The sequence below is a fragment of the Pseudomonas sp. GW821-FHT11G12 genome (assembly GCF_058808055.1).
Genome location: NZ_JBXARH010000002.1, coordinates 256,635 through 270,747, shown reverse-complemented (window position 1 = coordinate 270,747; position 14,113 = coordinate 256,635). Strand labels below are relative to the sequence as shown.

The window sequence follows — 14,113 nt, the reverse complement described above, 5'->3', positions numbered from 1 at the left end:
CTTTACTCCTTATTGAACTCGAGAAAATTCCAACGATAAAGTTCAAAGATGGAAAGATAATTTTCCTTCACGACTCCCGTACCTGGATTATGGTAGGTCCAGGATTCCCCAGTCTTTTCAAAGTACCCTTTTTGAACGGGAACACCTGCATACAGGATGCTCTGAGGATCAGCCATATTCATCCCGAGGGCGGTCACAATCCAGGTGAATGGTCGAACGATGGGCAAAGCGGCGTTGCCCTGACGGATATCAATCCTGTCATCAGCTACTTCAAGGGCTAGCTGAATGTGGTGAGCGATGCCCTTATCTTTGTCTTTTGCCTGAGCCAGAATATCGCCTGACATCAGCTCTGTCGGAGACGCGACTACAACGGTGTTGACATCGACTTTCTGCATGTCGCGAGCGCCATAGCTCTTCATCACCATCTCAGCGAAACCATACTGATCGGAGGTGTAATCGGAATGCTGACCTGGATTGTAATTCTCCATATTCCGGTATGTTCTAACACCCGTTGTCAATTTAACGGGAAGTCCGTACTTCTGCGCAAACTCCGACAACACCCTGATCGCAAAATCCTCACAGGTGAATTCATTATTTCTCGTCTCTCCGGCCGAGTTCTTATATTGGGAACTCATTAGCCGCTCAACGATTGCAGGTACTTCTTTATGGTAGTTGGCGATGTATGTTTCATCCCAATGCTCAGTGGTTGCCCAAAAAACCTTGAGAACAACTTCCTTACCTGCCTGTTCGGCTTTCGGAGTGAGCGCCACCGACCTCATGGTCAACATCGAAAGTACTTCAGCACTCACTTTTCGAGCTCCTTGACTGCCGGGTGAAAATCAAAACTTTCACCTTCTTTACCACCGACCTGTTGGCTTCTACCCATTGCATCGGTTCTACCCGTAATGACTTCTCCTTTGGCGTTTCGGATGCAGTAAGGGATACCTTGCAATGGATTACCGTCCTGATCTTTCATCACTACGTGTTGTGTGTGAGAGAACAGCATCAGCGGCAACGGCGGCACAAACGGCACCGGCGAATGCGAGTTACCAATAATCACCGTGCCGGAACCCGCCGTAACCTTGTTCCCATGCGTACCTTCGGAATCGACGGTAGCAGCTGACTTGCCGTTGATTTTTACAGTTGTGGCCAAACCGCCGACCAGCGCACCACCACACGCGGAGGCATCGCCTTCGCGGGCGGCCGCGAGGCCGTCGAAGAACACGTCGCCGGAACCGGCGGCGATCGGGTTGGTGCCGTGGCCGGGAAGCGGGCAAGCGGTGGGGTCGGATACGCGTGCTGCAGGTTTGCCAGACATCGGTGTTCTCCTTAGTTGACCTTGGCTTGATGACTGTTCATTTCTTGACTACACGCTGGAATATTCCAGCCTTCGTAACCCGTCGCTGTCGGGTAGATCGCATGACCGTACACCCACTGCGAGCGTTCATCGGTGGTGAACTCGTTCTGCCAGAGCAACCATTCGGACGATTTCAGCAGCGTGCCGTCTTTTGCGTAGACCCGGAAAAAGGCTTCGCTGGCAAACAGCTTGAAGATCATTCCCGGTATGCCGACGGCCGAATACTGCGGAATATAGGACTGGATGTAGCAAGTACCGGCGTCGTTCCAGTCCGTGGAGTACACGTGTGCAAGCCGAGACGCCGCCGTTTTCACGTAACAGGCAGCTGCAACCAAGGCAACGAAAGCCAGGGCAAGCAGCAGCAACGCGCTACGCCCCCACTTCACCCACGAGGAGGAACTCACGGCGCTTCCTGCCAACGTCGCGAAATCTGCTGTTCGACCATCCAGCGAACGCTCAACGCCAACAGGCTCATGACACTTGTCAGGGCGCTATAAGCCATCGCTCTCACCGGGTTGTCAGGCAGGAAATAAAGCATGATCACGCCCACCATCACCGCGATCAAACCAAGCTTTATCGAATGCCAGGGCATAAAAAAAACTGCAGCATTGACCACAATAAAAAAATAAAACGTCAGCTCAGCAGTGATGCCAGTCCCGACACCTCGATCAGTAAAACCGCCCATATGCGCTTTATAAAAAACAACACCAAAATCATGGACGAAAAAATACAGCGCACCGACCAGCAGGTAGACAGGCAATCCCACGATGACTTTTCTCACCGGCATTCTGGAATTACCCAACTTTCCCAGCCCTCAGAGCCCGGATATAAAATCATCTCGCCTTGAAACTCCGGGGCAGCGCCTGGGTCGCCTTCCCTCATCCACAGATACCACTCCGACGTTTTCAAGAGCCGACCGTCTGTTGCGTAAACACGGTAGAAAAACTGACTGCTGAACAGTTCGAAAATACCGCCCATCACGCCCAGGAACGCGTAATCAGGTGCATATCGGGAGATATGGCATTTACCGGATTCACTTTCATAGATTTTCAATGGCTTTGCAGTCAGCGAACTGAGCACTTTCAATACGATGAACATCACCAGAAACAAGGGAACCGCCATCAGGAGAAAGAACCCGGATTTTCTGGTGGAACGTGCAGCGGGTTTGCCAGACATCGGGGTTCTCCTTAGTTGACCTTCACTTGACCGCTGCCATCCAGGCGCGCGGCGAAACTGACCTGACGCTTGAAACCCTCGACTTCCAGCAGGCCTTCGATGCTGAAGGCCAGGCGAAGCTGATCGTGGTCACGCGGCAGGGAAATGACACGCACGTTGCTCAGGCGCGGTTCGTAGGCTTCGATGAAGCTTTCGATGGCCAGGCGGGCCTGACTCAGGGAGTCGTGCAGGCTCAGGCGCATGTCATTGAGATCGGGCAACCCGTAGTCGGACAGCGTTTGCACGCTGCCGGCCCGGGTGCTGAGCATTTTGGCCAGATGGGCAGCCACCGACGCCATGGCAGAAGCCTCGAGGCTCCTGCCCTTGCGTAGTTCCGCGTCGCCGTTGAGGCGTTCGAAAAGGCTGCCGTATCCGTCCATGAGTCGCTCTTACTCTTTGTCCAGCTTGCCAACCAGCGACAGGGTGAAATCGGCACCCATGTACTTGAAGTGCGGGCGCACGTTCAGGCTGACGCGGTACCAGCCCGGCTCGCCTTCAACGTCGCTGACGATCACTTGCGCAGCGCGCAGCGGACGACGGCCACGCACTTCGGCGCTCGGGTTTTCCTGGTCGGCCACGTACTGGCGGATCCACTTGTTCAGTTCCAGCTCGAGGTCGGTACGCTCTTTCCACGAACCGAGTTGCTCGCGCTGCAGCACTTTCAGGTAGTGAGCCAGGCGGTTGACGATCATCATGTACGGCAGTTGGGTGCCGAGCTTGTAGTTCAGCTCTGCAGCCTTGCCTTCTGCGCTGATGCCGAAGAACTTCGGCTTCTGCACCGAGCTTGCGGAGAAGAACGCCGCGTTGTCGGAGCCTTTACGCATGGTCAGGGAGATGAAGCCTTCCTCGGCCAGTTCGTATTCACGACGGTCGGAAACCAGAACTTCGGTAGGAATCTTGGTCTCGATTTCGCCCATGCTTTCGAAGTGGTGCAGAGGCAGGTCTTCAACGGCGCCGCCGCTCTGTGGGCCGATGATGTTCGGGCACCAGCGGAACTTGGCGAAGCTGTCAGTCAGCTTGGTGCCGAACGCGTAAGCGGTGTTGCCCCACAGGTAGTGCTCGTGGCTGTTGGCAACGTTTTCCTTGTACACGAACGATTTGACCGGGTTTTCTTCCGGGTCGTACGGGTTACGCAGCAGGAAACGCGGAACGGTCAGGCCAACGTAGCGGGAGTCTTCCGAGGTACGGAAGCTCTGCCATTTGGTGAATTGCGGGCCTTCGAAGTGATCTTTCAGATCTTTCAGGTCCGGCAGACCGGTGAAGCTTTCCAGGCCGAAGAATTTCGGGCCGGCAGCGGCGATGAACGGCGCGTGGGACATGCAGGATACGCTGGCCACGTACTGCATCAGTTTCACGTCCGGCGAGCTTGGGGACAGGTAGTAGTTGGCGATGATCGCGCCAACCGGCTGACCACCGAACTGGCCGTATTCAGCGGTGTAGATGTGCTTGTACAGGCCCGACTGCATCACTTCCGGCGAATCTTCGAAGTCGTCCAGCAGGTCGTCCTTGGAGACGTTGAGGATTTCGATCTTGATGTTTTCGCGGAAGTTGGTGCGGTCGACCAGCAGTTGCAGGCCACGCCACGACGATTCCAGCGACTGGAAGTCCGGGTGGTGCAGGATTTCGTCCATCTGACGGCTGAGCTTGGCATCGATCTCGGCGATCATGCGGTCAACCATGGCTTTCTTGACCGGCTCACCGTTGTTCTGCGGCTTGAGCAGCTCTTCGATGAACGCCGACACACCGCGCTTGGCGATGTCGTAGGCTTCGTCGTCCGGCGTCAGGCGGGTTTCGGCGATGATGCTGTCGAGGATGCTGTATTCGCCGTTTTCAGCGGCGTTCTGTTGTGCTGCGCTAGTGCTCATTGTGTTGGCTTCCTTGGCTGCTGGAGTCTCAGGCGTCCGGGGCTGCGGCGTTCAGGCCCAGCTCACCGAGTACGCGACCGCGGGATTCATCGTCGGCGAGCACGCCTTCGATGGCTTTACGGAACGCAGGTGCGTTACCCAGCGGGCCTTTGAGGGCCACCAGCGCGTCGCGCAGTTCCATCAGCTTTTTCAGCTCAGGCACTTGCTCGACCAGGCTGGCCGGGTTGAAGTCCTTCATCGAATTGACGCGCAGTTGCACGGCCAGTTCGTCAGCTTCGCCATCTTCCTGCAGACGGTTCGGTACGCTCAGTGTCAGCTGCAGCTCTTGCTTGGCCAGCACTTCGTCGAAGGTCATCTTGTCGATGCTGATCGGCTTGCGATCCTCGATCTTGCGATCGTCCTTGCGGTGGGTGTAGTCACCGATTGCCAGCAGCTTCAGCGGCAGTTCAATCTCTTCCTGAGCACCGCCGGTGGCGGGTTTGAAGGTGACGTTGATGCGTTCCTTGGGGGCTACCGAGCCTTCTTTGGCCATGGCTTTTCTCCTTGCGGTTGTGGCCCTGGGGCCTATTCGAGTACCACTTCGAGATCGAGGTGGCACAGCCTGCGATAAATCTCTTCCTTGCGTTCACGTACGGCATGGTTCTGCGGTAACAACTCGCAGCAACTGTGCAGCAGGTGCAGCACTTCCAATGCAAGATCGGGCTCCCAGGCGTGCAGGCCTGAGTCCTGTAATGTCTGATCGAGGGTTTCGAGCTGGTTCTTGGCGAGTTCGTATTTCTTGGCCAGGAAGCACAGCCGCGCGAGGGCGAACTGCCAGAAGAAGCGCTCGCGGCCGCCGTGAGCCGATTGCAGACCCTGCTTGAGGATCTGCACGGCAGGCTTGAGGCCTTCCTTGCGCAGGATCGGCTGGACTTCTTCCAGCGCCTTTTCCCAGGCCGGCTGAGTCTGGACGTCATCGGACTCGACCTTGCGCGGCGCGCTGGCGCTTTGCAGGTGCGGCATGACGTTGCCGGCGATCCACGCCCGGGTGGACGGATCGGCGAACGGTGCGCCGTCATGGAATCGCAGCTCGATGATGCCGGGCAGGCGCTGAACCAAAAGCGCGAAGTGGATTTCCACTTCGCGCATGGCGAGCTCGGCGTTGAGGTTCTGGAGGCATTCCCAGACCATTCGTTGGCCATCGAACCAGAACGGCGCCTTCGCCAGGCTCGCCTCCAGTTCCACCAGCAGGTCGGCATATTTGCCCTGGTCGAAACGGTCCTGATACTGCTTGAGCTTGTCGACCGGCAACCCGCGCAGCATGGTGATCTGCTCGGCGTTGCGCTCGGGCACCGCGTCGATCGTCATCCACAGCAAGGTGCGGTTGAGGCGCAGGGCGCGCAGGTCGGTAGCCTTCTGCTTGAGCCACCAGGCGCACAACGGACGGGCGCTTTCCTGCTGGGCACGCAGGGCCTTGTGGGCTTCTTTCTCGTTGTCGATCGGCGCGCCGGGCGCCAGCAACTGGCTGGCGGCCTGTTTGACCTGCGCCACCGCCGCGCCCACAACACCGGGGGCCGGCTGGTTGTCGGCGGCACGCTGGATCATGGTTTTCAGGCGGCGGGAGAGCGGCAGCAGCAGCGGCGCATCATCGCCCAGATGTTCGGTACAGGCCGCATCGAGACCGGACAGATGCTCGGACAACTGCCGGAACATCGGCAACTGTTCCTTGATCGCGATGTTCTCGGTGATCACCTGCTCCAGACGCGGCACCAGCCAGCCGATGGCAGCGGCCCGGGTGCGGGGTTTGAGCGGATGGACCTCGGCCCAATTATTTTCCGACAAGTGGTGCAGCAAACCGAGGCCGGCGAGCAGCCCGGGGAAGGATTCACGCTGGTACAACGACCAGGCGAGCCAGGCCCCAACGCGCAAATCCTTGGATTGGGTACGCAGCAGGTTTTCGCTGTTTTCGCGGATTTTCAGCCAGTCGATCTGCCCGCTTTCGTGCATCGACGAGGCTTTGGCCAGCTCGCTTTCCAGGGCCTCGAATTCGCTCGAAAAACGAACGTCTTCGCCCGCGAAATTCTCTTTGGAAACAGAGACTTTAGCGAGTTCGAGGTAATGGGCGGAAAGTTTGCTTGAGTAGGACATCCATGGCCTTTATTTGGATTACGGTCGTGCGCCTATTGGAGTTGCTGCGGCGCGGGGACAGTATCGAAGAGCAGTGAGAAGACTCATCCAATTGAGTGTGTGCTCTTTCAAGTGCGCGCATCGTAATCACAATGATGGCCACTAGCAAGCATCCGATTAAACAACAAGACGAACTGTTCATTGGGGTGTGTAGGAGATCGCCCTATATGTGACAGGGGTTTCCCTGATATCGGTTTATATTTCACATTTTCGACCTCAAACCCCGTAAGCATTGATCTAGAGCGCCCAGCGAAAGCCAGCAACAGTGATGGCACGCCCGTTCCATAAATACGGATGAAAGCATGACAAAACCGGAAAAAATTTGAAGTAGGACGCTTCCGAAAATACACCCTCATCTATTAACAAATGAATGGCGACAACTGCGGACAATAAAAGTGCCATCAAATTGATGGCAATTCATATGTTGAATATTGTTGGAATACCTGCTCAGACAGGATTATCGCGCGGGTTCTTTATCGCCTTGAATCACTTTCCCACAGGCATTTCCCACAACCCTGAGGTTGTTTTACAACACGGAATACTCCGACTTAAACCAGGGACTCTTCTTACATAAATTTGTTTCATGCCTTGTTAGCGTGCCGGGCAATGTTCGCGTGCGCAGACCAGGGAGGGTTTTGACATCACGCCAAATTTCCCTCTCTGCTTAAGGACAAGCGTATGTCTGGAGCTGTCAGTTCTGCGCGCTTTACGCTGCAGATCCCCGCCGTTCGCAACGACTTCAAGGTACTGGCTCTCGAAGGCTCCGAGGCCGTCAGCACGCTTTATGCCATCAAGGTTGAACTCGTCAGCGAGGTCCCTGACTTCGACGTGGAAAGTTTGCTGGGGCAGCCGGCGTTCCTGCGATTCGGGCTGGACGGCGAAGGTATTCATGGGCGCATCGAGAATGTGCAGGCCGGTGAGTCGGAAAAGCGACTGTCGCACTATGGCCTGACACTGGTTCCAGAGCTTCACTATTTGCAGTTCAGTCACGACCAACGGATTTTCCAGAACCAGACTGTCCCGCAGATCATCACGCAAGTGCTCAAACGGCACGGCATCCTTGCCGATGCGTTCAGGTTCCATGTCCAGACCTTGCCACCACGTGCGTATTGCACCCAGTACGGTGAAACCGATTTCGAGTTCATCCAGCGGTTGTGCGCCGAAGAAGGTATTGCGTGGCATCACCAACACTCGGCCGAGGGGCATCTGCTGCTGTTCACCGATGACACGGTGTTCCTGCCAACTCTGCGTGCGACTCCCTATCGGCAGGATTGTGGGATGGTGCCCGAGCACCCGGTGGTCAGCCGGTTTTCGCTGCACGCCCGAACACGCACCAGTCATGTCACACGCCGCGATTACGATCTGAAACGCCCGCATCTCTTGCTGGAAAGCCGCTTCAGCGCCGGGTTCACGCCGCGACTTGAAGACTATCGCTACCCATTAGCGATGGAGAACGAAAAACGCGGCAAACAACTTGCCCGTCAGGCCCTGGAGCGCCGTCGCGCCGACTATGAAACGGCCGAGGGCCAGAGCAACCAGCCGACCCTGCGCTGTGGTTACCTGTTCGAGCTGACCGAACACACCCGCAAGCAATGCAACGGCCTTTGGCAGTTGCTTGAAGTCACCCACACCGGGCGACAACCTCAAGTGCTGGAGGAATCGGCCACCAACCAACTCAAGCCCACCGACGGTTTCACCCAGGGATACCGCAACAGCTTCCGCGCCATTCCTGCCGATGTGGTTTTCCGCCCGCCTCTGCCTGCGCACCGGCCACCGCTGGTGAGCCAGACCGCGCGGGTGACCGGGCCAAAAGGTGAAGAGATCTACTGCGATGAATTCGGTCGCGTGAAAATCGAATTCCCCTGGGACCGGGCCGCGTTGAACAGCGAACGCAGCAGTTGCTGGGTACGCGTGTCGTCGAGCTGGGCCGGAAACGGCTTCGGTGCCGTCACCCTTCCCCGCATTGGGATGGAAGTGGTGGTGACCTTTCTGGAGGGCGACCCCGACCATCCGCTGATCACCGGCTGCGTGATCAACAAGCTCACGCCTGCGCCTTACAAACTGCCCGAGCACAAGACCCGAACCGTGCTGCGCAGTCGCAGTTCACCCGACACCGGCGGCTACAACGAACTGACGCTTGAAGACCGTGCCGGCCAGGAACTGGTTTATCTGCGTGCCCAACGCGACATGGAGCGGCAGATTCTCCATGACAGTCGGCTGGAAGTCGGGCGTGATCGATGGGAAAGCATCCAGGGCAGCAGCCAGACATCTGCCGGAAAGGTCATTGCCGTCGAGGCGGGACAGCAAGTGCAGATCAAGGCCGGTGCCAATGTGGTGCTGGATGCGGGCGCCAGCATCACGCTGAAAGCGGGCGGTCACCACATCGTGATCGACGAAGGCGGGATCCACAGCAGTACCGAGATTGTGACGGGGGGAAAGTTATCCGCAGGTAAAGCAGCTGAACTTCCAGCGGCCGAAATGGCGGCGGCCCTGGCCGCTGGACAGGCGGCTGCCTCTACTCAAGCTCCGGAGAACGGCGAACTCGAAGAAGAGGAAGAAGAAGTCGAGTTGGAGGATGAAAAGCCTGCCGGGATTACGTTGCGGATCGGCGTGTTTTTCGATGGGACGGGGAACAATCTGTTCAACAGCGAGCAGGTGAAAGGTTGCTATGCGCGGGATGTGAATCTTGAAGAGGAAGCCGAGGACATTCAACAGTTCTGCCAGATGCATGGGTATGACGGACAGGGCAATGTGCCGGATAGCAGTTATGGGAATGACACTAGCAATGTGGCGAAGTTGTATAGGTTGTATCGCGATGACCAAGGACGGCGACTGGCAGAAGAAGAAACCATCTGGCACCTACCGATTTACTTTGATGGCATAGGTACGAGTGCCAATGAGGACGACTCGGTGTTTTCGCAAATGACCGGCACAGGTGCACAAGGTGTATTGGCGAGAGTCAAGCAAAGCCCAGCGAGCATCATTGCCGGGATTCGCGTTTTTGAGCTGGCAAACCCGACCTTGAAAGTGGAATCCGTTCAGTTCGACATCTTCGGCTTCAGCCGCGGTGCCGCTGCTGCGAGACACTTCGCCAATGAAGTAATGAAAGGCGAGCAAAGCCCGCTGGCGCAATTACTTCCCGCGGGCTCGTCACTGTTCCTTGAGAGCTTCTCCTGGCGGGCCAACATCGATGTCAGCATCAACTTCATCGGCATCTTCGACACCGCTGCCGCCATAGGAAGCATGGCTGACGGCGATTTCAGCGTCCATGACGCCAACAACCCCGGAGTCAATCTGTATCTGGCGCCGGACATTGCAAAGAAAGTTGTGCACCTGGTTGCCCGGGACGAACGCCGCCACAACTTTTCGCTCAACAGCGGTGGAAGCGCCGACATTGTGTTGCCGGGCGTCCACTCCGACTTGGGCGGCGGGTACTTACCGAATCTTGTTGAACGGGTACTGCTGAGCAAGCCGCGCTGCAGTCGCGACGTGGATTTTGATACCCCCTCGTCGTCGACCAATGCTTATCGATTGGCCGAGCAAGAACTCGGCAGGCTTCAGGACCAACTGCATCTCTATGGGCTGACGCTTCAAGTCAAAACCTGGGCGGTGGAAACGGTCAGCAACGTCAAGGGCGATCGGCGCAAATCAAAGAATGTGTATGCGGCGGTTTACAGCGAACGAGTCGTGCGCAATGACCTGTCCCTGATATACCTGCGAATCATGCGGGAGCTGGCGAGCCGGCACGGGGTCGAGTTCGAAACGATTAGCCAAGAATCTCAGAGTTACCCGTTACCGGAAGAGCTCATAGGTATCGCTCGAAAAATGATGACGTTTGCGCTGGGTGAATCCCGCAGTCTCGATCTGAGCCTGAACGAGCATGCGCTACTCGCTCAACGCTACATTCATCTGTCATCCAACTGGAATGCTGCGAAGGGACTCAACGAAACCGGGCTGAGCATCCTGTTTATCAACCGCCCCGCCGATCAGTCTGTTCGTGTGGTGCACCCCAATGCGTGAGAACTCGTACATGCTCAAGATTGGCTTTGCATTGATATTCATTGTGTTGCTGGGCGGCTGCACATCCGGTGGTACAAGATCGCTGCCTTATGACGGCTGGATGCTCAGGTTTTTCACACCCGACTACATGGAGGCCTGGATCGAAAATGCTGACGTCGTGGACGTCAACAAACGCGTGTTTCTGGACGCAGCCGGAGGAGTTCCAGCCTTTGCCTATCCTCGACCGTACAGCAAAGGCGTGCCCACCACTTTCCGTGGGCAGGCACCAGGATGGCCGGAACATCCGGTAGGCAAAGGTCGACGTGTCACGGGGGCCGCGCTGCCCTATCTGGTCTTCGTCCGCTGGCAGTCTATGGCCGAACCACAGACTTACAAAGCCTTCATAAAAATCCCGGACTCAGTGCGCCAGATCATGCTCAAGGGTGAGAGAGTTTTCTGTCGGGCTGACGGCAAGTGGATCACGGATTACCGAAATATGATGGTCATCGGCCTCGCGCCAGGCGGCATCGCCAAGGTCTGGCTGGGCGGCCAGTGTCTTTTGTCGACCGAAGTCATGCGGGTCCAGGGCAAGATCGATCCCAAAGGTCCCTACGGTGGCAAGACCAACGGAAGACACAGGCAGCTCTATGAAGAATCCAAAGCCTACATCGAAAAATACGGCATCCCCTACGATTCCTGGTGACCACCCGATTGTCAGGCACCGTCTACCGCCAGCGACCACAATAAACTCACTGCAACTCATCACTGATACGGACATTGGCAAATGGATGAAAACAGAAGGCCCATCAAGACGCGCTCGGCGGGCTGGGCGAAACGCTTCACGGATGAACTGGTCAAGCGGGACATTTCCCCCAACCAGATCTCTGTCATCAGCATGCTCTTCGCGCTGTTCGGTGCCGTGACGCTGAACATCGATAACGGCGTGGCCGGTTCGATCCTGTGCATCGTCGGCATTCAATTGCGGCTGTTGTGCAATCTGTTCGACGGGATGGTGGCGATCGAGGGCGGCAAGCAGTCGGCCATTGGCAGCCTGTACAACGAGTTTCCGGATCGGGTGGCGGACAGCCTGCTGATCGTCGGGCTGGGTTTTGCCATCGGGCAGTCCGATCTTGGCTGGTTTGCCGCGCTGGCCGCCGCGTTGACGGCGTATGTCCGGGTCTTCGGCGGTTCACTCGGGCTCACGCAAAGCTTCATGGGGCCGATGGCCAAGCAGCACCGGATGGCAGTGATGACGGTGGCCTTGGTGTTGAACGTGTTCGAAACCAGTTACTACGCGACGCACTACGCTTTGCTGATCGCGCTGGTGATCATCGCCCTTGGCTCAGTCGCCACCTGCGTGACGCGAACCCTGGCCATCGCCAGACAACTGAAGGGGAACGCCCATGTGGATCAGTAATGCACTGATTTCGGTGTTGCGCTTCTTGATCGGCGTGACCGCCCGCTGGGAAAGCCCACCGGACCTCTCGCGCCAGCGCATCTATTTCGCCAACCACACCAGCCACATGGACACCCTGGCGATCATCGCCGCGCTGCCTCCGGAAGCCCGGGTGAACGTGAAGCCGGTGGCCGCCGCCGACTACTGGGGCAAGAACCGCTTCCTGTCGTACATCTCGCAGAAAGGCCTGAATGCGGTGCTGATCGAACGCAATCCGGCGCCGGGCGTCAACGTGCTGGAACCGATCTTCGACGTGGTGCGGGCCGGTCATTCGATCATCATCTTCCCCGAAGGCACCCGCTCGACGCAGGCGTTGCCCGGTGAGTTCAAATCCGGAATCTTCCGTTTGGCCGAGACCTTCCCCGAGGTCGATCTGGTGCCGATCTACCTGGAAAACCTGCATCGCTCGATGCCAAAAGGCAAACACGTACCTTTGCCGATCATTTGCACGATCCGCATCGGCGACCCGCTGCAACGGATTGCAGGCGAGGAGAAACAGGTGTTCCTGGAGCGGGCGCGTGACGCCATCGTGAGGTTGTCGAAATGAGTCTGGAAACCAAGTTCCTGTGGTTCTTCGCGGCAATCGCCGGGTTGCTGGCGGTGGCTTCGCTGATTGGCGGCGTACTGGCCAGACGCGCACAAAGCGAAAGCTCGATCGCAACCATCGAAAACCTCAACCAGCGTGTAAATGCCTGGTGGGGGATGGTCATTATTTTCTTCGTGTCCTGGCTGCTCGGCCCCAATGCGACGGTGGTGTTGTTCGGTTTCATTTCACTGTTTGCACTGCGTGAGTTCATCACGCTGACGCCCACGGCGCGTGGTGATCATAACGCGCTGTTTTCGGCGTTTTTCATTCTGATCCCGCTGCAATACCTGCTGATCGGCACTCATTGGTATTCGATGTTCACCCTGCTGGTACCGGTGTACGCCTTCCTGCTGCTGCCGGCGATTGCCGTGCTGAGCCAGGACACCGAGGGTTTTCTGGAGCGCACGGCGAAGATTCAGTGGGGCGTGATGATCTGCATCTACTGCATCAGCCATGCGCCCGCGCTGTTGTTGCTGGATCTGCAGGGATTCCAGGGCCAGAACGCACTGCTGCTGTTCTACCTGGTGTTCGTGGTGCAGATGAGTGACGTGCTGCAGTACGTGTTCGGCAAGCTCTTCGGTAAACGCAAGGTGGCGCCGCTGGTGAGCCCGTCGAAAACCGTAGAGGGGCTGGTCGGTGGCGGGCTCTCCGCCACGCTGATCGGTGGCTGCATGTTCTGGATGACGCCGTTCAGCTTCTGGCAATCGCTGCTGATGTCGCTGGTCATTGTGGTGATGGGTTTCCTCGGCGGCCTGGTCATGTCCGCGATCAAGCGCAGCCTGAGCGCGAAAGATTGGGGGACGATGATCAAGGGCCACGGCGGGATGCTCGACCGGATGGACTCGATCTGCTTCGCCGCACCGATTTTCTTTCACCTGACCCGGTACTTTTTCTCGGTCTGAGCCGTGCAATTGCTACAGGCACAAAAAATGGGCACCCGACCGCAATCGGTGTGCCCATTTTTTCATTACGGTTCTCCCCCGTTACTCAGGGAGTGCGCCGCAATTATGGATTGACGCTGTCTTTCAACGATTTGCCTGGCTTGAACGCAACGGTGTTGCTGGCCTTGATCTTCACCGGCTCACCGGTTTGCGGGTTTTTGCCGGTGCGGGCACCGCGATGGCGTTGCAGGAAGGTGCCGAAGCCCACCAGCGTGACGCTGTCCTTGCGATGCAGGGCGCCGGTGATTTCTTCGAGGACGGCGTTGAGAACGCGGTTGGCCTGCTCTTTGGTCAGATCCGCTTTTTCAGCGATTGCAGCGGCGAGTTCTGGTTTACGCATTAGTGAAGCCCCTTTGAGTCGGTTTTTTGTTGTTATGTCCGTGCTGTTCTCGTTGGAACAGCGCCCAAGGCGCCGCAGGCTCTACTCTGCGGCAGACGGGAGTGAGGATGGCACGCGGTTAAGGGCGGCGCCAGTCTCCCCGCGACCTTTGTGGGGGCAAAAGCGGGGTGATTCCGACAGAACGACCA

At 57.3% G+C, this 14,113-nt stretch carries 15 protein-coding genes; 5 read left to right on the top strand and 10 right to left on the bottom strand.

Annotated elements, in window-relative coordinates; translation table 11 throughout:
* Positions 1 to 2: 2 nt before the first annotated feature.
* The 9 genes from AC1RR7_RS08910 to tssA are packed head-to-tail and all read right to left on the bottom strand — an operon-like array spanning position 3 to position 6,564.
* The gene (locus AC1RR7_RS08910; RefSeq protein ID WP_102620674.1) at positions 3 to 809 is read right to left on the bottom strand and encodes a hypothetical protein; all 807 of its coding nucleotides are present in this window, start codon (positions 807 to 809) and stop codon (positions 3 to 5) included.
* Positions 806 to 1,318: a PAAR domain-containing protein gene (locus AC1RR7_RS08905; protein WP_273535712.1), complete on the bottom strand. Its 513-nt coding sequence runs from the start codon at positions 1,316 to 1,318 to the stop codon at positions 806 to 808. Before AC1RR7_RS08905 ends, AC1RR7_RS08910 begins: the two co-directional genes overlap by 4 nt.
* An 11-nt stretch (positions 1,319 to 1,329) precedes the next feature.
* Complete coding sequence (locus tag AC1RR7_RS08900) at positions 1,330 to 1,761, bottom strand: hypothetical protein (RefSeq protein ID WP_273535711.1); 432 nt, start codon at positions 1,759 to 1,761, stop codon at positions 1,330 to 1,332.
* A complete protein-coding gene (locus tag AC1RR7_RS08895; RefSeq protein WP_096817197.1) occupies positions 1,758 to 2,144 on the bottom strand; it encodes a hypothetical protein in 387 nt (128 codons plus the stop codon). The genes AC1RR7_RS08900 and AC1RR7_RS08895 overlap by 4 nt, the downstream gene beginning before the upstream one ends.
* Complete coding sequence (locus AC1RR7_RS08890) at positions 2,135 to 2,533, bottom strand: hypothetical protein (protein WP_273535707.1); 399 nt, start codon at positions 2,531 to 2,533, stop codon at positions 2,135 to 2,137. Before AC1RR7_RS08890 ends, AC1RR7_RS08895 begins: the two co-directional genes overlap by 10 nt.
* Positions 2,534 to 2,544: 11 nt before the next feature.
* Positions 2,545 to 2,952 carry a type VI secretion system baseplate subunit TssE gene (tssE, locus tag AC1RR7_RS08885; protein WP_007954373.1) on the bottom strand — a complete coding sequence of 136 codons (408 nt, stop codon included), beginning with the start codon at positions 2,950 to 2,952 and terminating at the stop codon, positions 2,545 to 2,547.
* Between the two features lie 9 nt (positions 2,953 to 2,961).
* Entirely contained in the window at positions 2,962 to 4,437 is a 1,476-nt protein-coding gene (gene tssC / locus AC1RR7_RS08880; protein ID WP_096817193.1) for a type VI secretion system contractile sheath large subunit, read from the bottom strand.
* Between the two features lie 28 nt (positions 4,438 to 4,465).
* Entirely contained in the window at positions 4,466 to 4,969 is a 504-nt protein-coding gene (gene tssB, locus AC1RR7_RS08875; protein ID WP_096817191.1) for a type VI secretion system contractile sheath small subunit, read from the bottom strand.
* A 32-nt stretch (positions 4,970 to 5,001) separates the two neighbouring features.
* Entirely contained in the window at positions 5,002 to 6,564 is a 1,563-nt protein-coding gene (gene tssA, locus AC1RR7_RS08870) for a type VI secretion system protein TssA (RefSeq protein WP_102620672.1), read from the bottom strand.
* Between the two features lie 717 nt (positions 6,565 to 7,281).
* Between tssA and tssI the strand changes: the two genes are divergently transcribed.
* The 5 genes from tssI (at position 7,282) to AC1RR7_RS08845 (ending at position 13,546) form a co-directional block, all read left to right on the top strand.
* Complete coding sequence (tssI, locus tag AC1RR7_RS08865) at positions 7,282 to 10,623, top strand: type VI secretion system tip protein TssI/VgrG (protein WP_493157143.1); 3,342 nt, start codon at positions 7,282 to 7,284, stop codon at positions 10,621 to 10,623.
* A gap of 10 nt (positions 10,624 to 10,633) precedes the next feature.
* Complete coding sequence (locus AC1RR7_RS08860) at positions 10,634 to 11,305, top strand: DUF2931 family protein (RefSeq protein WP_273535699.1); 672 nt, start codon at positions 10,634 to 10,636, stop codon at positions 11,303 to 11,305.
* Positions 11,306 to 11,386: 81 nt separating this feature from the next.
* A complete protein-coding gene (locus tag AC1RR7_RS08855; protein WP_102620669.1) occupies positions 11,387 to 12,019 on the top strand; it encodes a CDP-alcohol phosphatidyltransferase family protein in 633 nt (210 codons plus the stop codon).
* On the top strand, positions 12,006 to 12,605 hold the full coding sequence (locus tag AC1RR7_RS08850) for a lysophospholipid acyltransferase family protein (RefSeq protein ID WP_102620668.1): 600 nt from the start codon (positions 12,006 to 12,008) through the stop codon (positions 12,603 to 12,605). The genes AC1RR7_RS08855 and AC1RR7_RS08850 overlap by 14 nt, the downstream gene beginning before the upstream one ends.
* Positions 12,602 to 13,546 (top strand): phosphatidate cytidylyltransferase, encoded by a 945-nt coding sequence (locus tag AC1RR7_RS08845; RefSeq protein ID WP_273535694.1) that lies wholly within the window; start codon positions 12,602 to 12,604, stop codon positions 13,544 to 13,546. Before AC1RR7_RS08850 ends, AC1RR7_RS08845 begins: the two co-directional genes overlap by 4 nt.
* 103 nt (positions 13,547 to 13,649) lie before the next feature.
* Here AC1RR7_RS08845 and AC1RR7_RS08840 read toward each other — a convergent pair whose 3' ends face one another.
* Entirely contained in the window at positions 13,650 to 13,925 is a 276-nt protein-coding gene (locus tag AC1RR7_RS08840; RefSeq protein WP_003213368.1) for an HU family DNA-binding protein, read from the bottom strand.
* Positions 13,926 to 14,113: the final 188 nt, after the last annotated feature.

What these genes read in the sequence shown, in the direction of transcription:
- AC1RR7_RS08855 (WP_102620669.1), top strand. Translation starts at nt 11,387, where the DNA reads ATGGATGAAAACAGAAGGCCCATCAAGACGCGCTCGGCGGGCTGGGCG.
- tssA (WP_102620672.1), bottom strand. Translation starts at nt 6,564, where the DNA reads ATGTCCTACTCAAGCAAACTTTCCGCCCATTACCTCGAACTCGCTAAA.
- AC1RR7_RS08840 (WP_003213368.1), bottom strand. Translation starts at nt 13,925, where the DNA reads ATGCGTAAACCAGAACTCGCCGCTGCAATCGCTGAAAAAGCGGATCTG.
- tssB (WP_096817191.1), bottom strand. Translation starts at nt 4,969, where the DNA reads ATGGCCAAAGAAGGCTCGGTAGCCCCCAAGGAACGCATCAACGTCACC.
- tssE (WP_007954373.1), bottom strand. Translation starts at nt 2,952, where the DNA reads ATGGACGGATACGGCAGCCTTTTCGAACGCCTCAACGGCGACGCGGAA.
- tssC (WP_096817193.1), bottom strand. Translation starts at nt 4,437, where the DNA reads ATGAGCACTAGCGCAGCACAACAGAACGCCGCTGAAAACGGCGAATAC.
- AC1RR7_RS08845 (WP_273535694.1), top strand. Translation starts at nt 12,602, where the DNA reads ATGAGTCTGGAAACCAAGTTCCTGTGGTTCTTCGCGGCAATCGCCGGG.
- tssI (WP_493157143.1), top strand. Translation starts at nt 7,282, where the DNA reads ATGTCTGGAGCTGTCAGTTCTGCGCGCTTTACGCTGCAGATCCCCGCC.
- AC1RR7_RS08850 (WP_102620668.1), top strand. Translation starts at nt 12,006, where the DNA reads ATGTGGATCAGTAATGCACTGATTTCGGTGTTGCGCTTCTTGATCGGC.
- AC1RR7_RS08860 (WP_273535699.1), top strand. Translation starts at nt 10,634, where the DNA reads ATGCTCAAGATTGGCTTTGCATTGATATTCATTGTGTTGCTGGGCGGC.
- AC1RR7_RS08890 (WP_273535707.1), bottom strand. Translation starts at nt 2,533, where the DNA reads ATGTCTGGCAAACCCGCTGCACGTTCCACCAGAAAATCCGGGTTCTTT.
- AC1RR7_RS08895 (WP_096817197.1), bottom strand. Translation starts at nt 2,144, where the DNA reads ATGCCGGTGAGAAAAGTCATCGTGGGATTGCCTGTCTACCTGCTGGTC.
- AC1RR7_RS08905 (WP_273535712.1), bottom strand. Translation starts at nt 1,318, where the DNA reads ATGTCTGGCAAACCTGCAGCACGCGTATCCGACCCCACCGCTTGCCCG.